This is a genomic window from Simiaoa sunii, assembly GCF_014337175.1.
Lineage (GTDB): Bacteria > Bacillota > Clostridia > Lachnospirales > Lachnospiraceae > Acetatifactor > Acetatifactor intestinalis.
This window is the reverse complement of record NZ_CP060633.1, coordinates 2,437,759-2,461,190: the sequence shown is the minus strand read 5'-3', so window position 1 is coordinate 2,461,190 and position 23,432 is coordinate 2,437,759. Positions and strand designations below refer to the sequence as shown.

The window sequence follows — 23,432 nt, the reverse complement described above, 5'->3', positions numbered from 1 at the left end:
TAGATTGATAACTTGAGAGTTAGTTGAATACATTGGCAAAATCCACGAACTCCCGGAGCATGCGATACACATGTCTCGATGTAAGGTCTCCGGATGTGAATTTTCTACGAAAAGTGATGAGTGGTTCTCGTCATGACGGGGCCGCCTACAGTCGACATCCATGTCGACAATCGGCTGACGCGGACATCGTGTCCGCTTTCCCCCTGTCTTTCAGCACTTTTCTAGAAAATATCAACATCCTCCGACAAACATCTTCGACATGGCACCTCATACTCCGGGAGTTCTGCGTTTTGGAAAGCTTTCAAAAACCAGTAGCCCTGGCTGGGTATAAGAATAAGCAGTGCCGTAAGCAGACGTCGGTACTTAGCGGTCGTATTGTGACCGCTTATGTACCGCTACGCTCTGCGACAGAGCGCGAGCGTGCCGCGTTTCTTATACCCTGCCAAGGGCTACGGGATTATTTCACTAACTCTCAATTTACCTCAATGGAATCATCTCCGAGTAAGACACATTCCCCTGGGAATCCTTCATGAAGAAGATGCACACGTAATTCTCCGGATGATCCAGTGGCTGTACCACGGTCCGATAGTCGGAGGTCAGATCCACCTCAAACCCCATCATCCATTTCGATGTCTCCCAGTCAAAGAAATCCAACAGATCCCCATTCTCATCCCGTGTCACGTAACTACAACGTGCTGCCACGGACATATTCGCATAATCATCCAGACGGATCAGCTGCTTGCTGGCGCTTTGCACATCGTCGTCATCGCTTAAAGGAATCGCATTTCGGATGATACCATCCGGATAATCTTCATTTACCACAATCTGCAGCTTCGCAGCCTGGGATTCCCAATTATCGAAATTCATCAGTACTACAAATGACAGATAACGATTCTCCACGTCACTGATATCCGATTCCGTCAGGATCATAGGAATATCGGATACCCCATCATCATCCTCCATATACAGCGCATTGTTTTTATATGCCGCATGCAGTACCCCATTTTCATCCAGTGTTACGCGTTTGCTTCCCTGAATGAACAGATACATCTCATCAGCTCTGGGATCTTCTTCGGAAGTAATGTAACCTTCTTCTTTGGCCTTGCAGAGAATGTAATAGCCACCGGAAGCAAAATTAGCCTGCTGTTCGGGAGTGAGCTGCAGCGTGATGTCGCTTTCATCATAGGTGCCGTCGTTTTCTGTGGTGACAGAAGTGTGCGCATTGGAAATCTCACGATCTGCCAACAGGGTATCACCGTTTTGAATTGCATAGAAATCCTGTAAAAAACGGGTGTAATTCGGAGCAAATCCAAGATACTCCTGCATTTCAATACAGGCATCCCGGTAGTCTTCGTCTGTCTGATAAGGATAACAGATAGAGATACCACCGGCATTTTCCATATTGGTATCGGAATATGCAATACAGCTTTCCACTGCCCGGATGGCAGCTTTGGCAGTGTCCGAATTATCTCCCAACAGTTCCAGCATATGTAGTACATCGACCATGCCGTAATTCATATCGGAGGAATAGCTTCCGAAGTCTCTGACTTTGGCACGATTACGAACCAGTTTCGGATAGTTTTGCACATCCAGAGAGGTATCCAGTTCCGCAAAATAGGTATTCAGAGCGTCTTCCGCTTCTGCGTAAGCGTTCAGGTCAATACATGACAGCGTCAGATCGGAATACAGATTCGGATAATAGTCAAAGACATATTCACCGTAATCCATATAAGAATCTACAATGTATTCACCCATCTCGTCTCCGGGAATCGCTCTGTCCGACAGGACGGAGAGAAAAGCGTAATTCCATCCCCAGCCGGGTTCGGTCTCCTGGGATGCAATCATATAATCTGCATAGGGAGCCAGCACGGAAGCCACTTCCAGAGAACTCATAAGGCAGGCGTCGAAGCCGATCCATTCTAATTTCGTCATGTGGGCTCCCACAGAATCTGCAAGTGCTTCGGACAGTTCGTCCAAAGTCAGCAGATCTCTGTAATTTTCATCCACACCATATCCCAGTACGGGTCCGCCGCCGTGATCCCACAGAAGCAGACTGTAGGAATCTGCGGGGAAAAAGTCAAAGCAGTAATTCATAAAGCTGCTTAAAGTCAGGGGATCTCCCATATTTTCCGCAGGATAAGTATCCAGCGGAGCAAAACCGTCTTCGGTCAGGAGCAGTGTGGTACAGGCATCGCCATCCAGACCGCGATCCTGCCATTGCGAAGCACCTCCGGCATATACAATGACATTATTATGAGCGGTATCGACGCCGGCCGCTTCCATTTCGTCCATATCCAGACTGGCATTTCCGTAAGAGGATTCCAGATCGGATCCTACCATGTAGATCATGATCGTCTGCACGGTGCCAATGTCTCCGAGAGAATCATAATCTATCTGCGGCTGTGGTGTGGAAGCCGGTTCCGAATGATAAGTGCCGTGGTGAGACGATTGTGACGAGCTGCTTCCGGAAGCACTGGCGTATTCCAGAATCTGGGCGAAGACACCGAGTGGCGTCGTCTTGATCCGGCATCCTGTCAAAAAGACGGGGATCATCAGCAGACACACAAAAGTCCGTAGCTTTCTCTTTGTTTTTTCCTTCATAAGAACCTCCTCATAATTGAACTTACAAAATTTATTATTACATGAAAAAAGAGAACCGTCAAACACTGTAATCTCTTACAGCCGAAAAAAATACTAAGGAAGACTTTTTCAAAAAAACAGCATAAAAATGAAATGATCCGGGCATTCTGTGATTATAGAAACCAAGTAATTGTTCCGACAGAGCAAGGATAGGAGGATGGATATGGAACAGAAGGAAATTCCTCATATGCCGGCAGATTCGATACAGCCGGATGCGCAGCAGAAACAGGAATACCAACAGTATGTAAAGTCGGTCACACCGACACACAATCTGTGGACGCAGATGGGGAAAGCATTTCTGACCGGAGGAATCATCTGTTGTATCGGACAGGGAATTCTGAATTATACCGGAAATGTGCTGGGGATGGATCCGCAGACTTCCGGAAGCTGGTGTTCCCTGCTTCTGGTATTTTTGTCTGTAGTACTCACGGCGTTTCATATTTACCCCAAGATTGCAAAATGGGGAGGCGCCGGTGCATTGGTGCCGATCACCGGATTCGCCAATTCCGTGACGGCTCCGGCGGTGGAATACCAAAAGGAAGGTCAGGTATTCGGCATCGGCTGCAAGATATTTACCATTGCGGGGCCGGTGATCCTGTATGGAATCTTTGCCAGCTGGGTGTTGGGGCTGATCCTTTGGGTGTTGCAGATGTTTGGAATCAGTGCCGGCTGAGAGAGAAAGAAATAGAAGCAGTCATTTCTATTGTGGAAATGTCTGCTTTTTTGTAAGTGCGCCCGGTGGTGCATGTCCCTGACATTGTATTTACAATCTGAGATTGCAATGTTATATTAAAAAAGCAGTTATCAGTAAGTCAATGTTTCTATGTGAAAGGATATAAATACATCATTCATAAGGAGAGGTTACCATGCAGATAGGAAAAGAGATGGCGATTCCGTCCATTTTGAAGATCGGAAACGGCGCATTAGGAAAAATCGGCGGTTATTTAAAGGCGGAGAATCTGGACCAGGTCGTGTTATTTTTCGGCAACGGACTGATTGACATGTTTGGGGAACTGGTGATGAATTCCCTGAAGGAAGCAGACGTGAATGTCCTGGAATATAATGAACTGGACACAGTAGATATTGATGATATTATTACGCTGGCTTTTGCCATTCCCAATAAGGCAAAGGCTGTGATCTCCATCGGCGGAGGTAAGGTCATCGATGCCGGAAAATATGCGGCTTTTCTGCGGAATCTTCCTTTTATCAGTGTGCCGACTTCCAGCTCCAGTGACGGATTTTCCAGTGCCAGTGCCTCTCTTTTGGTACAGGGGAAGAGGACATCTGTTCCTGCGAGACTGGCATATGGTATCATCGTGGATACGCAGGTGATCCGTACCGCTCCGGAGAAGTTCATTTACTCCGGCATCGGCGATATGATCTCCAAGATTACAGCGCTCTACGACTGGATCTTTGAAGAGAGGGCAGGCTGCGGCGAAGTGAATGATTTTGCGGTCATGATTGCGAAGAAAGCGGTGAACAGCTTTGTCCGTACCCCTTACGAGAGCATCAAGGATGAGCTGTTCCTGAAGGAACTACTGGATTCTCTGGCCATGAGCGGTATTGCCAATGAGATCGCCGGCAGCAGTGCTCCCACCAGCGGCAGTGAGCATCTGATCTCCCATGCACTGGATAAGATTCTGGAAGTACCGCAGTTACATGGTATCCAGGTAGGCATTGCCACCTACATTATGGCAAAGGTACAGGATCACCGCTATATCCGTGTCAGCACAGTGCTTCAGGATACCGGCTTCTGGGACTATGTGGCAACTTTACATATGAAGAGATCCGATTTCCTCAAAGCCATCGACATGGCACCCTCCATCAAACCGCACCGCCATACCTATCTCCATGAGGAAAAGTACCGCGAAGCCGCGAAAAAGCTGGTGCTGGAGGATGAAGTACTGAATCGGGTACTGGAGGATTGACAATTTGCTGGAAAATCCGAATGATGGCGTGGGTGATATTCATACGGTGCTGATTGCTCTGTGATACTTGAAATGGTGAATATCAAGTGAAAAACCAAGAGCCGTGGGTCTATACGAAAAAAATTTGCTCAGAGATACTCAAAATAGCGAATATCAAGTGGAAAAACAAGTACCGTGGGTCTATATGGAAAAATTGTCGTCTGAGATACTCATTTTTGGATAAATGAGTATCTGGGAATGAAATTTTTCTGTATAGACCCATGTGTGGTAAAATAGGTAGCAAAAGAAGGAAAAAAGTGGAACAAAATGAAAGAAAATATTTGTATAGACCCATGTGTTATTAAGTGACTATGATATCCAGCGTTTCTTGGATTACATGAAAATACAAAAATGAAAATTCGGTTCATAAAAAGCAATCAAGTTGCAAATAAAAAGAAGAGAGGAAATAAGAAGCTTCCGACTATCATTGCAAGAAATAATATTGAATCATTTTTTCGACTAATTCGGTATTTAATGGATGCATCTGGCTCTCGTAAGTTGTGAGTAATTGAATAGTGGGAAGGATACCGTGTGTTGCATAGACTTGTTGCTTGGAGAAAATGTTTTGCCGGTATCCGGGAGAATCCATCAAACCGAAATGTTCCCAATAAAATATCCGGTCTGTTTTGGGATGAAGGATGGTAAAGTCAGGATAAAATTTGATGTCCCCGAGAGTCAGTGCGCATTCATAACGAAACGGTATTTTATTTGTATAGAGTAACATTGCAATCAAAGCCTCCGATTTTGAGCGTACAAGAATTCCGTTTACGGTTTTGTAGATGAGATTTTCCGGATTCCTGGAACTGCGATCATAATTCTCCTGAAGCCAGGCAGTATGAGAAGGCGGCACTTGAAAATAAGGCGACAGTAATTCGCTGTATCCGAGAGAAGAGTCTTGTAATAATAAGGCACTTTTGGATTCGATGGAACGATGTCTGTTATAAAAAGAAATCGCTGTTTTTTCTTGAAGCAATTCTTCCAGCACGAGAGATAAATATTTACGTAAGGCTAATTGCTCCGCCAAGGTACGATTGGATTTTGGAATATATTTTCTGTTTTGACCGTCAGACTGATACCATTTGGTGTTTTTTCCGTTATGCGCGATTGTTAGTTTCCCTTCGGGCAAACATTTTAATTGATTCTGAATTTCATTGATTTTTTGATCGATTGCAGGGGATTTTTTTGTAAGATCTGTGAAAAGTTGAAACATAGGGGAACCTCCTTGAAAATAGAATGATGTGAAAATAGCAAAAAGAATGAAACAAATAGAAAATATGATTAAATTAAACCAGATAAATGCAAGCGTGTAAAGGTCAAAAATTTGCCTGATTGTATTTTATATAAAGTTTATACTTTTTTTCTTGCAAAGAAGAAGTATTGCGATATAATGTTAGTTGGCTAACAAAAATAGTTAGCTTGCTAACATTATTTTGTTATAAATCAAAGGAGGTAAAATGGACGAGGAGGCAAAAGTGCTTTCGACTCGTCAGATCGGATTCGAACTGAAGGCCGCCAACAATATGATCCGCAGGAAGATGGACTCCATATTTGCCCAGCAGGACGGCAGTGAACTTATCGGCATGCAGAGACCGCTTTTAGGCTATCTGTATCATAAGAGCAGACACGGCGATGTGTATCAGAAGGATGTGGAGAAGGAATTCAGAATCCGGAGATCCACCGCAACGGTAATGCTGCAGAGCATGGAGCAAAAGGGCTATGTAGTCCGTGTGGCTTCCACGGAAGACGGCAGATTGAAGAGAATTCTGCTGACGGAAAAAGCAATCGAACATCATCATGTCATTGAGGAACAGATCCTGAATTTCAATCGGGAACTGGAAGCCGGGCTGACAGAGGAAGAAAAGCAGACATTTCTGAATATCTTAGATAAGATGATGGATAATCTCGGAATGGACAAAGGAAGAACGAGCATTTGCGCAGAGACTGTTAAGTGCGCAGAGAAAACAAATAAGCAGAAAGGAAATCAGCTATGATTAAAACATTAGCCAGACAGATCAAGGAATATAAGCGTGCATCCCTTGTCACACCCATATTCATGATCCTGGAAGTAGCCATGGAAATGGTGATTCCGCTCCTGATGGCATCGATCATTGATGACGGTGTGCAGGCGGGAGATATGAAACATATTTTTGTCATCGGTTGTTATATGGTCCTGGCAGCTATTGTCGGATTGTTCGCCGGTGTCATGGGTGGTAAATACGGTGCGAAAGCATCCACCGGATTTGCCAGAAACTTAAGAGAAGCCATGTATGAGAACATTCAGACCTTCTCTTTCTCTAACATTGATAAGTTCTCCACCGCAGGACTGGTCACTCGTATGACTACGGATGTTACCAATATCCAGAACGCTTACCAGATGCTCTTACGTATGTGCTTCCGTGCACCGGTCAGCCTGATCTGCGCCATGTTGATGGCGTTTCTGATCAACGCGAAAGTGGCAAGCATCTATCTGGTAGCCGTGGTATTTTTGGGAATCATCATGATTTTTATTATGAAAAAAGTATCGAAATACTTTAGTGAAGTATTCAAAAAATACGATGACTTAAATGCCAGCGTACAGGAAAACGTAGCGGCGCAGCGTGTGGTAAAGGCTTATGTGCGTGAGGACTACGAGATCGACAAGTTCCACAAGGCCAGCTACAACATCTACAAGATGTTCAAAAAGGCAGAGTGTACGATGGTCACCATCTGGCCCGTCATGCAGTTTACCGTATATGGCTGTATTTTGGGCATCAGCTGGCTGGGTGCGCACATGATCGTTGCCAGTCAGATGACCACCGGTGAACTGATGAGTCTGCTGACCTATTGTATGACGATCCTGATGAATCTGATGATGTTAGCCATGATCTTCGTTATGATGACCATGAGTGCTGCCAGTGCCAAACGTATTGCGGAAGTACTGGAAGAGAAGGCAGACATCACGAATCCCGAACAGCCTGATTATGATGTGACGGACGGCAGCATCCGTTTTGATCATGTAACCTTCCGTTATAATAAACAGAGTGAAAAGCCGGTGTTAGATGACCTGAATTTCGAGATCAAAGCCGGTGAGACTATCGGTATCCTGGGTGGTACCGGAAGCTCCAAGACCAGTCTGGTGAACCTCATCAGCCGTCTGTATGATGTCAATGAGGGTACCGTTTATGTCGGTGGCAAGGACGTCAGAAACTATGATCTGGAAACCTTACGTAATGAGGTATCTGTGGTATTGCAGAAAAACGTGCTGTTCTCCGGTACGATCTTGGAGAACCTCCGCTGGGGCGACGAGAACGCTACCGAAGAGGAGTGTATCCGTGCCTGTCGTCTGGCATGCGCCGATGAATTTATTGAAAAGATGCCTGGAAAATATAATACTTATATTGAGCAGGGCGGAAGCAATGTATCCGGCGGACAGAAGCAGAGACTGTGTATTGCCAGAGCACTGCTGAAAAAGCCGAAGGTACTGATCCTGGATGATTCCACCAGCGCCGTGGATACCGCTACTGATGCGAAGATCCGCAAGGCATTTGCCACGGAGATCCCCGGTACGACGAAGATCATCATCGCTCAGCGTATCTCCAGTATTCAGGACGCGGACCGCATCATCGTAATGGATAACGGCAGGATCGATGCATTCGCACCTCACGAAGAACTGCTTCGTACCAATAACATTTATAAAGAAGTATATGAAGCCCAGACCCAGACGGGTGGCGGCGACTTTGATGAGAATGGAGGTGAGTCATAATGCCAGGACCTATGGGCGGCGGAATGCGTGGACCCGGCAGAAGAATGCAGGGTGGTAAACGTATTGAGAATCCGGGAAAAGTATTTAAACGACTGATGGCATATATTTTCAAAAACTATGCCATTCACTTCATTTTTGTGTTGATCTGTATCGTACTGAGCGTTGTGGCAAGCATTCAGGGTACTCTGTTCATGCAGAGGCTGATCGATGACTACATCCTGCCCATGATCGGACAGGAGACTCCGGACTTTGGCAATCTGTTCCGGGAAATTGTCCGTGTGGCAGGCTTTTACCTGGTGGGTGTAGCGGCTACGTATGCTTACAACCGTATCATGGTCACGATAACGCAGGGAACCTTGAAGAGTCTCCGTGATGATCTGTTTGAACACATGGAGAAGCTGCCGATCAAGTATTTTGATACCCATTCCCACGGGGATATCATGTCCATCTACACCAATGATATTGATACTCTGCGTCAGATGATCAGCCAGAGTATACCGCAGGTATTTTCCAGTTTTATTACCGTAGTGGGTACGCTGGGAAGTATGCTGGTACTGAGTATCCCGCTGACAGCAGTCAGTCTGATCATGGTGGCACTGATGATGTTTGTCACCGGTAAAGTAGCGGGACTGAGCGGAAAATATTTCGTAAAGCAGCAGAAGAATATCGGTACCGTGAATGGCTATATCGAAGAAATGATGGAAGGTCAGAAGGTAGTCAAGGTATTTTGTCACGAAGACAAGAGCCTGGAAGAGTTCAAAAAGTTGAACGACGAGTTGTGCGAAAGTGCTTATAATGCAAATAAGTTTGCCAACCTGATGGGACCTATCAATGCACAGTTGGGTAACTTAAGCTACGTGGTATGTGCTATCGTCGGCGGTGCTATGGCACTGGGTGGTTTTGCAGGATTGACCTTAGGTAAGCTGGCCAGCTTCTTAACCTTTAACAAGAGCTTCAACATGCCCATCAGCCAGGTCAGTCAGCAGTTGAACAGTATCGTCATGGCACAGGCAGGCGCTAAGAGGGTTTTTGATCTGCTGGATGAAAAAGTAGAGACCGACGAAGGCTATGTAACTCTGGTACGTGCGAAAAAGGTAGACGGCAAGATCGTAGAGTGTCCCGAGAGAACCGGTATGTGGGCATGGAAGCATGTGCATCAGGCGGATGGTTCTGTAGATTATATTGAGTTACAGGGTGAAGTAGTATTTGACGATGTGGACTTCGGCTACAATGATGACAAGATCGTGCTGCATAACATCGAGATGTATGCAAAACCCGGTCAGAAGATCGCATTCGTAGGCTCCACCGGCGCCGGTAAGACCACGATCACGAACCTGATCAACCGTTTTTATGATATTCAGGATGGTAAGATCCGTTACGACGGCATCAATATTAACAAGATCAAGAAAGCGGATCTGAGAAAATCCTTAGGTATCGTACTGCAGGATACCCATCTGTTCACCGCTACCGTTATGGAAAATATCCGTTTTGGTAAGCTGGATGCTACGGATGACGAAGTCATTGCCGCAGCGAAGTTAGCAAATGCGGATACCTTTATCCGTCAGCTTCCGGATGGCTATAACACAGTCCTCACCGGTGACGGTGCGAACTTAAGCCAGGGACAGAGACAGCTTCTGTCCATCGCCAGAGCCGCAGTAGCGGATCCTCCGGTACTGATCCTGGATGAGGCTACCAGCTCCATCGATACCCGCACTGAGAAAATCGTACAGGACGGCATGGATAAGCTGATGAAGGGCAGAACCACCTTTGTCATTGCCCACAGACTGTCCACTGTCAAAAACAGTGACTGCATCATGGTCCTGGAACAGGGTCGCATCATCGAGCGCGGCAACCATGATGAACTCATCTCCCAGAAGGGCAGATATTACCAGTTGTATACCGGTAATGCCATCGCCGAGGGGTAAGGAAATTCAAAAGATTATAGAGAACAGTGTCCGGATCAGGGAAGATGTGATCCGGACACTGTTTTTTTATGGATATGTGCTGTTTGTGTCTGCCGGAGCCGGACGTGGGCACAGCCGCCGCAGCAAGCCTGTGCTGTGCCCATGAAATGGAACCAGGAGGGCACAGCCACCGCCGCAAGCCTGTGCTGTGCCCATGAAATGGAACCAGGAGGGCACAGCCACCGCGGCAAGCTCACACTGTGCCCACGAAATGGAACAAGGAGGGCACAGCCACTGTCGCAAGCCTATGCTGTGCTCACGAAATGGAGCAAGGAGGGCACAGCCACCGTCGCAAGCTCATGATGTGCCCACGAAATGGAACAAGGAGGGCACAGACGCCGCCAGGAGCTTACGCTGTGCCTATGAAAAATGAATGTTTACATTTAGATAGAAATATGATGTAATATTAGTACATTTCATCTGACCATGAAACTCTATTTACAACTCTTGTGAAAATCCAGCTGGTTTCAGCAGAATTTCAACAAAAAGTAACTGATCAAATCACAATAAAATAAGAGAAAGGCGAAGTCATGCTATATCACCAGATGCTAAGAGAAAAAGAAGTGCTGGACCAACGGGAAAAAAACATTTTGGAACGACTGCAGACATATCCGGCAGGTAAACTGATCTATTCTCAAAACGGTAAGCATAAGAAATGGTATATATCTTGTGATGGAGAGAAAATTTATATTCCCAGCAATCAAAAAAATACCGCTGTCTCTATGGCGGAAAAGAAATATTATGAAGTAATGCTTCAGGATATAGTCCAAGAAAAACGAGCAATACAAAGTTATTTGGACTTGTGTAACAAAGAGCAAACCGGAGAAGAACAGCTGCTTGAGACTGCGGTATATGCAGAACTTTTGAAAAAAGTATTTACTTCGGTAAATACAGAAATTGCTGAATGGGAAAAGCAGGATTATGAGAGATGCCCTAAATATCCGGAACAACTGATTCATCCTATTTTCAATGGTCAGAAGGTGCGTTCCAAATCAGAGGCAATCATTGCAACCATGTTGCATGTGAACAAAATTCCTTTTCATTATGAAGAGGCATTGCACCTTGGAAAAAGGGTGATTTATCCGGATTTTACCATAAGGCACCCGGTAACAGGACAAATCTATTACTGGGAGCACTTTGGTATGATGGATAATGAAAATTATGCGCAGGTTGCTTTTCGGAAAATGCAGCTCTATAACATAAATGGAATTATGCTGTCGGATACACTACTGGCCACCTATGAATCGGAAGAGGCTCCTCTAAAATCTAACATCGTAGAAAATATGATACAGCAATATTTTCTGTGAGAAAATCAACTCCCTTTTTACAAAAGTGTGTCTGATGCATAAGTCCTTATAATTATTCGATTTTGATACTTTTATACATTTATATACATTTTTCCATAATGTGGAGCATATTTTTTTATAAGTTGTCGTGCAATTTATTAGAATGGAATTTTGAAAGAGCCAGCACCTTGAATGGGCTGACTCTTTCAATGTCACCTGTAATTGATAAATTGGAATTTTCTTAATTCTTCATCGCTGGTTTTTTTCTTTTCCAATTAATCAGTAGACCAATCGTGGAAATAACAAAAATTAATGCCGATGTTAAAGAAATAATTCCATCAGTAACCACAAATATGATAAACGTGGCTAATGGAATATAATTAAGAATACTTTTCAAAATTTTCATGTCCAATCCTCCCTCGTATAATATCTTTCAGATACATAAATACATGTATCTCAGTTACCAAATAAATATTGTTCAATAGGCTTAGTAAAGCCCATGATATAATTGTCCTAGTGTCAATCAGGTAATAGTTCTTTTCTCCCCTGTTGAACCAGTAATGGTTGCTTCATAATAAGTCTGTTCCCCTGACATGGAAGTTAGCTTCAAACCGGCTGGCTGTTTGCTTAAGTACATGGACAACCATCTAACAGTGTGGTTTCGCATCTGTCCATCTTAAGCTGGATTCTTATATGCGAGGGTGTCGATGCTCCATGATCATGGGTTTTACCAAGCCGATTGAACACTTTAATCCATAACGAAAGAAGGTGATTACAATAAACACACTTTACGTCGGTATTGATGTAAGCAGCAAATCCAATGTCGTTTACTTAGGTTTCATAATAGGTTTTTCCTTATTTTACCACATGACAAAGGGTATTGGTATTGTTATTTTCGTTCTTTGATGACTGATTCTATGATATTTATTTCTTCATCAGTAAGGTTGTATTCTTCGTAAAGCTCTTGGTCTGTAAATATATGGTCAAAGGCTTTTGATACTGGTACGAAATGCCACTAATCATTACTACTGTTTCCCAGATTATCTGGAAAGCCTTATGGTATTGTATTTAAATTTGGACTACTTGATTTTCTAATTGCATACGCAATTCGTGAAATGTATAATTATACTGTTGATAAATCAGACACACAAATGTAAATAGGGACAAAATCAATAAATCGCACCACCCGTGAGAAAAGCGGTAAAGCAAATCCCATATAATAAAGCTGATGCAAAACACAGCAATTGATACAACAGTTTGTGTTTATTAAGTAATGCGGCGGTAAAGAAAAAAAGAGGAATTGCATTCAGCATATACCGCCCACCACTGATCAGAAATGTGACAGAGTAATTGATCAGGGTATAGACCAGGAGATAGGCACTGTATTTCAGCGGCTGGGTCCGGAGAGAATAGAGAAGCAGTGCAGCAGCCACAACGAACAGGATCAGTTCAGGATACCATATGAGAAGCGTGGTATCAGAGACCTGACCGGAAATATAACGCATAATTTCCGCTACACAATTTGTGAACCAGGTAGTGGTGTGATACCAGTGATTCTTCTGATAAACAGTGAACTGAAAAGCATTGCCGGTGATCTGATAATTAAGCCCTAAGTACACAAGGTTCCCGATGGGAATCAGAAACAGCCAGACGGCCTCTGTAAAAAAGTATTTCAGAAAGCCCTTGAACTGCCCCTCCTGAATCATCCGAATTAGTTGAGAAGATATTAGAAATTCAACTATACCGACGCCTAAAAGGATAACACCCTGAATACGACAGAGGGATGCTAAAAGCCCAATCAGCCCCACAATCAGCCATTTATGCCTGCGGATATAGAAAAAACCCGCAGAAATCAGACAGAAAAACAAGCTCTCTGTCATGATTCCTCCGAAGAAAAAAGAAAACGGGTATAACAATAACAAAGTCAATGATTTCTCGGCAATGGAAGCTCCGTATTCCTCCTTTACAGCACCATAGAAAAAGACACAGCCCACACAAAAAGAAATGATGGAAACAGCAAATGCAGCCACCGCATAACTGTTCACAAAAAAGTGAAAGAAGCGGATGAACCAGGGATATAACGGGAAGAAGACGAGAAATAGATGCTCTTCTCTGCCAGACCATTCCGTTACTTCTGTGCAATTGACATATCCTTTTTCCGCGAGATCAAGATAATGCTGGGCATCAGATTTATTCCACAGATTGAAAAAATCATTCCAGGAAAATGCAGCTGCATGTGATAAAAAATCTGATTGCACCAAATAGATAAGCACACTTGCAAAATATATCAGTACACGGATCAGAAAAGCCAAAAACAGAATCCGGAGAACGTCTTTTTTCGTCAGACCTTCTCCTTTATAGTCTGTTGTATTTTGAAAAAATCGAGAAACTCTGTATTTTTCCGGAACATCCATTTCAACAAAAAAGCGAACAAACCATATTCCTATAAATAAAATGAAGATGGTATTCAGAAGAATGGTCATAATAGTCTCTTGCCTTTCATTTAACCAGAGATCAATACCCAGGTCGGTTTCCAACGTAAGTATTTTATAACAAGATCCACATCCACCGGCTGTCCGGACAATACCGGATAGAACAGCAGGAACAGGGCCAATGTTACCGCGGCGTAAGCGCAGCAGACGATGGTGAAGGTACGGTCAGACATATGCTTCTTCAACTGCATCAGGTTGTACACGATCATCAGCACCACAAAAGGAACACTGGGGAAATAGTGGTAGATGAAAGTGATCCTGGTGACGAAGAACCAGGGCAGGTACTGTGCCAGGTAGCCGACTGCCAGAAAAGCAGCTGTTGCATATTCTCTGTGGGACAGGGTAATTGCAGTATCTGTGGAGCTCTCTGTTTTTGTGTGTCCTGTCAGAGAACAGAGAAACGCATTATTGCGAATTAACAGGTACAGGATGTAAATAAATGCCGGAATACCGATCCACCATACAGCAGGATTGCCGAAAGCGCTGATCCCCTCTTTGATTGCATCGGTCACATATCCCGAATAATACCAGATCGGACGTACCATGGTCGGCCACTCATACCAGGAGGAAGAGTAGGGATGTGTCGCCTCCAGGCCACTGTGGTAATTGAACATGGAAGTCTGGTTCGCCAGCATACGGTCAAACAATCCCGGATGGGAATTGTCCACAAATGCCAGGTAGGACAGCAGATAGATCACTGCCGGAATCAATACGAAAAAGGTCAGACAGAAATCAATGGTCTTGATCGTATCGTTAGGGAAATTCTTCACTATGTATTTATGATCGATACCGTTTGTGCTTTTGCCGGGATGTGCTTTGGCGTAAAGGTATTCCCGGTAGCGCCGCAGCAAGTGCGCGAAAAACAGCAGTGCCAGACCACATCCGGCATAGACACCGGTCCATTTGCTGGCAATGCCAAGCCCCATGCAGACACCGCACAGCCCTAGAGGAATAAAAGTCTTATGCAAAGGCGTGTCATAGAAACTCATGGTGCAGTAACGGTACATAAAATAGTACATGGCGATCACGAAAAAGGTAATATACACATCAATAGTGGCGATCCGGGTCTGTGTAAAATGCATGAAATCAAAGGCAAACAGGAAGCAGGCGAGAGCCGCTGCGGGGGTATTGCCGGTCATTTTCTTTCCTAACAGATAGAGGAAGGGCAGCATGGCGATGCCAAATAAAGTACCCATGATCCGCCAGCCGAAGGGATTCATCCCGAAAATAGCGATACCCACAGAAATCAGAATTTTGCCCAAAGGCGGATGCGTATTTTCATAAGTGGGCAGTCCGTGGAGGAATTCATAAGCCGTACGGGCATGATAGATCTCATCGAAATACATGCTGTTACGGAAAGAATAGCGTTCCGGGTAGCAATCGCTCTCATCGAACAAAGTCTCGTAAGCAGAGGCATTCACAGGGCGCAGGATTTCACCGTCCGCATCCGTGAAGACCAGCTCGATCAGAGACGCATCCGTATCGGTCAGTGTGAGACGCAGGCAGCGGGCGTCGGTTACGCCTGCCTGCCGGGTCAGATCTTCCAAAGACACATCCTGCCAGGTGAAGACATTATTCAGAATGATCTCGCCCAGATACGTCCAGTCCTCGGCCTTTGAGCTACGGACTTCAGCCGTAAAATGCCGCTGATGCCAGGGCGCGATGTAACTTGCCAGGGTAACGGGAGCTGTATTTTCCGGAAATTCCAGTTCAATGACCTGATTCTGTGTCATATCGTAGGTTGTCTCGGGAGCCTTGCGGTCGCCCAGGTCATAGAGTGCAAAAAAGCTGTAGAGAGCACAGATTGCCAGCAACAGACACAGGTCTGCTCTCGTGAAGCGCAGACGTTTTTCGGAAGGCGTGGGTTCTAAAGGAGACAGAAAATGTTCCCGGAACAGCTGCCATAGTCCGGCACCGGAGACTGTAGAAGAACTGCGGTTTGCTCCGGCATGCCCTTTTGTGCCGGCAGCAACAGGTACCGCTTCTCCATGGACATAATATTTCCAGATGATTTTGTAGAAATCATACAGACAATATAACATGCCTGCGGATACCAGCAGAATTATGGGAGCCTTGCGGTCATAGTTCTGCGGATCGTAATGGTACAGCACGTTGGCAGTGTTGTAGAAATGCAGCGCGGCGAAACCGGCATAACATTTCCACAGGGAGCCGGCGGGTTTATACAGACAGCAGAACAGTAGCAGTGCAAGTCCCGGATACATATAGCGTTCGTGCATTCTGACAGAAAACAGGAACATAGTCAGAATGATAAAAGCACCGAGGCAAAAATAGCGTGAAGGTTCTTTTCGGCAACGCAAGGCAATCAGAAAAGTAAAAAGAACGATCAGCACAATGGCAATGGATCCCCAGGTTCGGCAGGGAAGGAACAGAAAGATCGTGTTCTGGTCCACCCAGTTCATGCCTAACAGCCCCCAGAAATTATAGGCATTAACCGCCGCATATTCATAGGAACCCAGCGTGGAAGTATACTGCGAGGTGGCGGCATCCAGACCAAAGGGAACGCACAACAGAAGCATGCCGCAGATCACAGCCAGACCGCCACACAGATTATAAGAAAATTTTCTCCAGGAAAAATCCTGCAAAAATACATGATCCAAAATGCCGACCAGAAGGACGGGAGTGAAGATCAGTGTCTGCGGCTTTAACAGAACTCCAATACCGTAGATCGCATAAGCCGGAAGCATTTTGCCGTCCATAAGAAACAGGCACATCAGGATCACCACCAGGGTGTGAACGGAATCCACCTGCCCCCAGCAGGAAGAATTCAGGATGATTGCCGGCTGGAATAGGTAAGCACAAGCTACACATACAGATTGTATTTCGGAAAAATGCAGTCTTTTTGTCGCCTCTTTGTAGAGCAGATAGCCGCAGGCCATGTCGCACAGAATAGCAGGCAGCTTTAACAGCATGATATGCAGGCTGGAATAATAAGGAATCCCAAGCAGGGAACGCAGCGCCCCGATGAGATACAGGACATACATGAATCCAGGCGGATAATCGGTAAAAGTCTCCGCGGAATAGAATGCCCCGGGACCTACGGTGAAGATCCGGTCAGCCCACGCAGCAAAACAGGCAATATCATTGCCGAAACCGTGGGTGGTATAAGCAAGGATCAGACGAAGCAGCAGGGCAGCCCCGAAAATGATCCAGACGAACCGGGTAATGTTTTGGAATTTACATTTGTCTTCCTCTTTTTGGAAACCGGTATAGCAGACACCGCACAGAAGCAGTGAAAGGATAGCAAAAAAATGTATCATAAGATATAATTCCCCCCCCAATATTTTTATGATCACAACTTAAAAATATCAAAAAATGAGTCTTTCGTAAAGACGAATACTTAAAAATAAGTTATAATCATTAGTAAATTCAGACAGATGCAAAAAGGGGACAAACATGAAGAATAAGAAAGTGGAAAATATCATCACAGCAATACTGGCGGCGGCAGTTCTGATCACCGGAGGGATGAGTCTGTATTCCTATCTGTCGGAGCAAAAGGCGAAAAACGAATATGATGCCATAAGACAGGAGGCAGTGGTGGAGGACCCTCGGGTGGAAGAGACGGAAGAAGTACAGGTGAAAAACTACCCAGATCTGCAGATTGATTTTGCAAATCTCAAGAAGACCAATCCGGATTTCCGGGGATGGCTTTATTTTCCGGCGCTGGATATCAGCTATCCGGTGGTACAGGGCGAGGACAACAATTATTATCTGAAGCATTCTTTTGAGGGAGAAAGTGTAAATGCCGGATGTATTTTCATGGATTGTGAGGCTTCGGCGGACTGGTCGGACCGGAACACCTTCGTCTTCGGACATAATATGCGGGATGAGAGCATGTTCGGTAGTTTTAAAAATCTGTTGAAGGGGACGGTAAGCTGTAAGGAGGATCCGTATTTTTATATCTATACGGAAGATAAGGTCTATATTTATGAAATCTTTGCTTATTACGAGACCAGAAGCACCAGCGACCGCTTCGCAACCTTTACCTCGGATGCTTCCTACGATGATTACGTGCAGTGGGCGACGGAGCATTCCCTGTATGCATCGGATGTGGACTTAAGCGCCAGAGGGAACATTGTGTCGCTGTCTACCTGCTATGGTTCCGCAGGCACGAAGCGGAGAGCACTGCTCCATGGAGTACTGACAGAAACGGCCACCTATTAGGACATTGGTACCACAAATGGACAACCAGAGAACAAAAATAAGCAATAAATCACAAATTTAATAAAAAATCTGAACCTTTTTTATGAGACCTATAGTCTTAATAGATGTAAAGAAGAACGAAAACGTTTAAGTGCGTTGGGAGTAACACATGGGGTTTCATATAAGGGAGAAATCAGATGAGTAGACTTAGTAAGTATGTAAAAGAAAAAATCGTAAAGGTTCTGGTGGCAGTGCTGGTAGTGGGAACTGTCGCAGGGAACGGAACACTTACGGTACAGGCAGAGGAAGCGGCTACAGTAGTAGGGGAAGAGTCTGTATCCGGTGGTGACGCTGTTGTGAAAGAAAATGTAGTAGCTGATCCGGAGGTAACACCGGAAGCAACGACGATGGTTACACCGGAAGAGGCAGCAGGTGCAGGTCTTATCATGCCGCTGACAATGAATTTATGTGCGGAAGCAAATGAGACAGTAAATGCGGTGACTGTGGATATTGCTGGAGTTTTAGGAGCTGCCAATGGCTATGGAATTTTTGTAGAGGGAATTACGGAGCAGAGCGGTGACAGTGAAGCTAATATCTGCACAGGCAGTTTGAAATATTATAATAACATTGGCTATACAGGAAAAGGTACTATTTATGTAGATGGTGAATATACAGGTTCAGGCTCCAATATTAGATGTTCTAATCTGATTCTAAAATCAGCTTCTTTTGAGCAAAGAGGTAATCAATGGTTTGTAAATGGAGTTTATGTAGGAACCACTGAGCAGATTGGAAAAATTGAAAGAGGTCAGTTCGATCTGGCAGGAGCATTTACAGCTATTCGTACAAATGCTGAAAACTTGCATGCAATGGGAACGGAATTGAGTTCTAATGAGATTTCCTTGAATGATGGACAGAATATTTTTCGCGTAAATGGAATTTCGGATTTTGAACCTAAAGTAGCTGTGGAAAACGGTAAAACGGTTGTATTTAATATAACACCTGATGGTAATAATTTTAAGTTGGTAGGACAGAGCACATCTGGCATTGATAATTACCCGGAAGCAGATAATGCAAATTTGTTAGTGTATAATTTTGGAACATATGATGGAACTATTACTTTATCTACTACAAGAGGAACGATTCTTGCACCATGTGCTAAGGTGATTCTCGAAGCAGGAAATAATTCAGGTAGAATTGTAGCTGCAAATTTGCAAACGCAAGCAGAGTGTCACTTTAGTGGAAATGAGTGGCATCCCAGTGAAGAGCCTACGCCGACCGTGACACCGACGCCTACGCCGACCGTGACACCGACGCCTACGCCGACCGTGACACCGACACCTACGCCGACCGTGACACCGACACCTACGCCGACCGTGACACCGACACCTACGCCGACCGTGACACCGACACCTACGCCGACCGTGACACCGACACCTACGCCGACCGTGACACCAACGGCAACACCAACGGCAACGCCTACGTCAACACCAACGGCAACGCCAACTGCAACACCAACGGCAACGCCTACGTCAACGCCTACGTCAACGCCTACGGCAACACCAACGGCAACGCCTACGGCAACACCTACGGCAACACCAACGGCAACGCCTACGGCAACACCAACGGCAACACCTACGGCAACACCTACGGCAACGCCTACGGCAACACCAACGGCAACGCCAACTGCAACACCAACGGCAACGCCTACGGCAACACCAACGGCAACGCCTACGGCAACACCAACGGCAACGCCTACGGCAACACCTACGGCAACGCCAACTGCAACACCAACGGCAACGCCTACGGCAACACCAACGGCAACGCCTACGGCAACACCAACGGCAACGCCTACGGCAACACCTACGGCAACGCCTACGGCAACACCAACGGCAACACCTACGGCAACACCAACGGCAACGCCTACGGCAACACCAACGGCAACGCCTACGGCAACACCGTCGACAACTCCTGACAACAACCCGACACCTACTCCGACTCCGGGCGCTCCGGATACGACGCCAACCCCGGATGATCCCGGTACCCCTGCGGATCCTGTAACACCCGAGGCACCGCAGGTACTTGGTGCGAGACGCCACAGAATGGTGACGATCGAGGATGATCCGACACCTTTGGCAGACAGAGCAGTCCTCGGAGCATCGAGACGGCCGCAGACCGGCGACGCTTCCGATGCATGGAATCTTGGTTTTGCCTTGTCCTTGACAGGCCTGGGAGCATGGCTTATCCTTAAGAAGAAGCAATAAGAACAGTAATGACATATATTTACCATAAAATTCATGAAAGAGGGTAAACAAATGAAAAAAAGATGGATGAGTCTGATTCTGACAGTAATCATGATGCTTAGCCTGGCAGGCTGCGGCAGGAATGCAGATCTGTCCTCTGTCAGTCGTGATCCGGCGGACAGTGACGGAACCGTATGGTTCGATGAAGAGGCGGTGGCGCTGGCAGGATCTGTACAGAGAGCCGGCATGAGCGAAGCAGAGATTGCACGTGCAAATGAACTTCGCACCATGGCAACCGATGCACTGGCACTGGTGAATGCGAAGAGAGCAGAGAATGGACTTGCGGAGCTTACCTGGAGCAACGGACTGGAGTCCTGCGCTATGGTAAGAGCACAGGAAGCTGCTTCCAAATTCTCTCATACCAGACCGAACGGCAGAGACTGGTATACCGTGAACAGTGAACTGATGTGGGGTGAGAACCTGGCGAAGGGATATGATTCCGCACAGAGCGTGGTAGATGCCTGGATGGCTTCTCCCACCCATGCAGCGAATATCCTGGCAGGCGATTTTACGACCTGCAGCATTGCTGTCTATGAGACAGGTGGAAAACTGTATTTTGCACAAGAATTTGGTTATTGATCCCAAAAAGTTTCTGCCTAATGGGACAGAAAAATATAAATAAACAGACAAAACAGGGAAAGAGTTGATATTTTTTGAAATATTAACTCTTTCTTTGCACTCATAAGGTAGCAAAAAGGTTCGGAAAATGTTATAATGGTGATACAGCAGTAGTGTTAGCAGCATTGCAGAAAAATGCCGGCTTGAGAAGGTGGAGAGACATCTCGCCGGAGAAAAGAGGTACATTATGAGTGCAAAAACTACACAGAAGGGACAAAAGCGTCAGACCAATGGTAAGACCACGATCCGCGAGCGGCTGCAGAAGGCAATCCGGCGGCTGGTATTGCTATCGATCGTATCATTGGTCATTGTGTCTATGATCATGAATCTGTCAGGTACCCTGAGCAGACTGAAGGCTGATATGCAGGAGATCGCAAAGCTGTCAGCGGATCGGATCCGTCAGGAATTAACGGTATCGGAGACGATCGTATCTGAGCTGGGATGCAGCTATCAGCTTTCCGCGGCTGTATTTACACCGGCACAGAAGCAGGAGTATATTAATCAGCGCGTGGAAGCTTATGGAATGGTCAGGGGGAAGCTGATCGGAAGTAATGGTATCTGTGCCGCTGACGGAACGGATTATAATGATCGTGAGTATTTTAAACGGTCCATGCAGGGAGAAGTGGTGGTATCGGATCCCGTAATTGCCAAGACAGACGGAAAACTCAGCGTGATCATATCTGCACCCGTCTATGAAGGCGGAGATAAAGACGGTGAGATCATCGGCGTGGTATTTGTAGTACCGGATCCGGAGTTCTTAAATGATATTTGCGCAGCCATTTCTATCAGTGAGCATTCCGGATGCTACCTGTTGGGGTCTACGGGTATTACGATCGCACATAGTGATTCCGCCATTGCCCAGGAGCAGAAAAATAATATTGAATTGTCACAGACAGACAGCTCACTGAAGGGAATTGCTAAAATAGAGCAGCAGATGCTTAAGGGTGAGACAGGATACGGAACCTATTTCAGAAAAGGTGCTTATACATTACAGGCGTATGCCCCGATTGATGGTACTAACGGCTGGATGGTGGCTGTAGATGCACCGGTTACGGATTTCCTGGGTTCCGTTGTAACAGGCATTATCATAGGTGCTGCGATCGGTGTGATCGCAGTGGCATACAGCATTTACAAGGCACAACAGATCGGACAGCGTATCGGGGAGCCGGTGGCACAGTGCACAGACAGAATACAGCTGTTAGCACAGGGTGATCTGCATACTCCGGCACCGAAGGTAGAGACCGGCGATGAGCTGCAGATACTTGCGGAGGCGACCGCCAGCCTTTCCGATAATTTGCAGCAGGTAATCGGTGATACGGACTATCTGTTGGGAGAAATGTCTGAGGGCAATTTTGCGATCGTAAGTAATTGCAGGGAAGCCTACATAGGAGATTTCAGCGGATTACTGGAGTCTATCCGCAAGCTGAATCATAAGCTCAGTGAGACACTGGGTGAGATCAAAAATGCGGTAAGCCAGGTGTCTGCCGGCGCGGGTCAGATGGCGGATGCCGCACAGGGACTGGCAGAGGGTGCTACAGACCAGGCCGGTTCTGTGGAGGAACTGCAGGCGACCATTACGAACGTCACTGAGATCGTGGAGAAAAATGCCAAGGCTCTCGGAGCATCTTATGAGAAGGCAATGGAATATCAGCAACAGGCCAGAACCAGTGGAGAAGAGATGAAGGGACTGACCGATGCCATGCAGCGGATCAATGAGACTTCCAAGCAGATCAGTGATATTATCGGTGAGATCGAGGATATCGCATCCCAGACGAATCTGTTGTCCCTGAATGCAGCAATTGAAGCTGCCCGAGCGGGGGAAGCCGGAAGAGGTTTCGCCGTGGTGGCTGAACAGATCCGGAAGCTTGCGGATGACAGTGCACAGTCCGCGGTACATACCAGGGAACTGATCGAAACCTCGTTGCAGGAGATTGAAAAAGGAAATCAGATCACGGATAAAACGGCGGAAGCTTTGCAGAAAGTGGTGGAAGGTATTGAGGATCTGGCGAACGAGTCCAAGAAAGCCATGGAAGAATCCAATGCACAGGCAGATGCCATGGCCCAGATCGAACAGGGCATCGAGCAGATATCTACGGTGGTACAGAACAACTCCGCTACCGCAGAGGAGACTTCCGCTACCAGTGAAGAACTGTCTGCCCAAGCGACCAACATGAACGAACTGACAGATGCTTTCCAGTTAAGAAGCGAGAAATAATCGGTGACGGTTATCATCAAGCCGGACATTTCCGCATACAATGCATA

General features: G+C 46.0%; 15 protein-coding genes. 10 read left to right on the top strand and 5 right to left on the bottom strand.

The features are described 5' to 3' along the window. Positions 1 to 477: 477 nt before the first annotated feature. Complete coding sequence (locus H9Q77_RS11225; protein WP_249325581.1) at positions 478 to 2,601, bottom strand: clostripain-related cysteine peptidase; 2,124 nt, start codon at positions 2,599 to 2,601, stop codon at positions 478 to 480. A gap of 202 nt (positions 2,602 to 2,803) precedes the next feature. Between H9Q77_RS11225 and H9Q77_RS11220 the strand changes: the two genes are divergently transcribed. Both H9Q77_RS11220 and H9Q77_RS11215 read left to right on the top strand, forming a co-directional pair. After that, complete coding sequence (locus H9Q77_RS11220) at positions 2,804 to 3,313, top strand: SpoVA/SpoVAEb family sporulation membrane protein (protein WP_249325580.1); 510 nt, start codon at positions 2,804 to 2,806, stop codon at positions 3,311 to 3,313. Positions 3,314 to 3,506: 193 nt separating this feature from the next. Next, positions 3,507 to 4,568, top strand: coding sequence for an iron-containing alcohol dehydrogenase family protein (locus tag H9Q77_RS11215; RefSeq protein WP_249325578.1), 1,062 nt, complete (start codon positions 3,507 to 3,509; stop codon positions 4,566 to 4,568). Positions 4,569 to 5,031: 463 nt separating this feature from the next. Here H9Q77_RS11215 and H9Q77_RS11210 read toward each other — a convergent pair whose 3' ends face one another. Continuing rightward, the gene (locus H9Q77_RS11210) at positions 5,032 to 5,817 is read right to left on the bottom strand and encodes an ATPase (RefSeq protein ID WP_118546529.1); all 786 of its coding nucleotides are present in this window, start codon (positions 5,815 to 5,817) and stop codon (positions 5,032 to 5,034) included. Between the two features lie 244 nt (positions 5,818 to 6,061). Here H9Q77_RS11210 and H9Q77_RS11205 point away from each other — a divergent pair, with 244 nt between their 5' ends. The 4 genes from H9Q77_RS11205 to H9Q77_RS11190 all read left to right on the top strand — a co-directional run bounded on the left by H9Q77_RS11205 (position 6,062) and on the right by H9Q77_RS11190 (position 11,620). Next, the gene (locus H9Q77_RS11205) at positions 6,062 to 6,598 is read left to right on the top strand and encodes a MarR family winged helix-turn-helix transcriptional regulator (RefSeq protein ID WP_118546530.1); all 537 of its coding nucleotides are present in this window, start codon (positions 6,062 to 6,064) and stop codon (positions 6,596 to 6,598) included. Continuing rightward, positions 6,595 to 8,349 carry an ABC transporter ATP-binding protein gene (locus tag H9Q77_RS11200; protein ID WP_118546531.1) on the top strand — a complete coding sequence of 585 codons (1,755 nt, stop codon included), beginning with the start codon at positions 6,595 to 6,597 and terminating at the stop codon, positions 8,347 to 8,349. The genes H9Q77_RS11205 and H9Q77_RS11200 overlap by 4 nt, the downstream gene beginning before the upstream one ends. Then, a complete protein-coding gene (locus tag H9Q77_RS11195) occupies positions 8,349 to 10,274 on the top strand; it encodes an ABC transporter ATP-binding protein (RefSeq protein WP_148447979.1) in 1,926 nt (641 codons plus the stop codon). Before H9Q77_RS11200 ends, H9Q77_RS11195 begins: the two co-directional genes overlap by 1 nt. Positions 10,275 to 10,843: 569 nt before the next feature. After that, positions 10,844 to 11,620, top strand: a complete 777-nt coding sequence (locus H9Q77_RS11190; RefSeq protein WP_118552319.1) for an ATPase — start codon at positions 10,844 to 10,846, stop codon at positions 11,618 to 11,620. Between the two features lie 220 nt (positions 11,621 to 11,840). Here H9Q77_RS11190 and H9Q77_RS11185 read toward each other — a convergent pair whose 3' ends face one another. From H9Q77_RS11185 to H9Q77_RS11175, 3 genes are all read right to left on the bottom strand, one after another. Beyond that, entirely contained in the window at positions 11,841 to 12,005 is a 165-nt protein-coding gene (locus H9Q77_RS11185) for a hypothetical protein (protein ID WP_015568559.1), read from the bottom strand. A gap of 763 nt (positions 12,006 to 12,768) precedes the next feature. Then, positions 12,769 to 14,082: a hypothetical protein gene (locus H9Q77_RS11180; protein WP_249325576.1), complete on the bottom strand. Its 1,314-nt coding sequence runs from the start codon at positions 14,080 to 14,082 to the stop codon at positions 12,769 to 12,771. Between the two features lie 20 nt (positions 14,083 to 14,102). Further along, positions 14,103 to 17,369 (bottom strand): phospholipid carrier-dependent glycosyltransferase, encoded by a 3,267-nt coding sequence (locus H9Q77_RS11175; RefSeq protein ID WP_249325574.1) that lies wholly within the window; start codon positions 17,367 to 17,369, stop codon positions 14,103 to 14,105. A 136-nt stretch (positions 17,370 to 17,505) separates the two neighbouring features. On the opposite strand from H9Q77_RS11175, the gene srtB reads away from it, so the two are divergent. From srtB to H9Q77_RS11155, 4 genes are all read left to right on the top strand, one after another. Continuing rightward, the gene (gene srtB, locus H9Q77_RS11170) at positions 17,506 to 18,273 is read left to right on the top strand and encodes a class B sortase (RefSeq protein WP_249325573.1); all 768 of its coding nucleotides are present in this window, start codon (positions 17,506 to 17,508) and stop codon (positions 18,271 to 18,273) included. 176 nt (positions 18,274 to 18,449) lie between these two features. Further along, entirely contained in the window at positions 18,450 to 20,513 is a 2,064-nt protein-coding gene (locus H9Q77_RS11165; protein ID WP_249325572.1) for a collagen-binding domain-containing protein, read from the top strand. A gap of 51 nt (positions 20,514 to 20,564) precedes the next feature. Beyond that, positions 20,565 to 21,131, top strand: coding sequence for a CAP domain-containing protein (locus tag H9Q77_RS11160; RefSeq protein ID WP_176862679.1), 567 nt, complete (start codon positions 20,565 to 20,567; stop codon positions 21,129 to 21,131). 226 nt (positions 21,132 to 21,357) lie between these two features. Next, positions 21,358 to 23,385, top strand: a complete 2,028-nt coding sequence (locus H9Q77_RS11155; protein ID WP_249325571.1) for a methyl-accepting chemotaxis protein — start codon at positions 21,358 to 21,360, stop codon at positions 23,383 to 23,385. Positions 23,386 to 23,432: the final 47 nt, after the last annotated feature.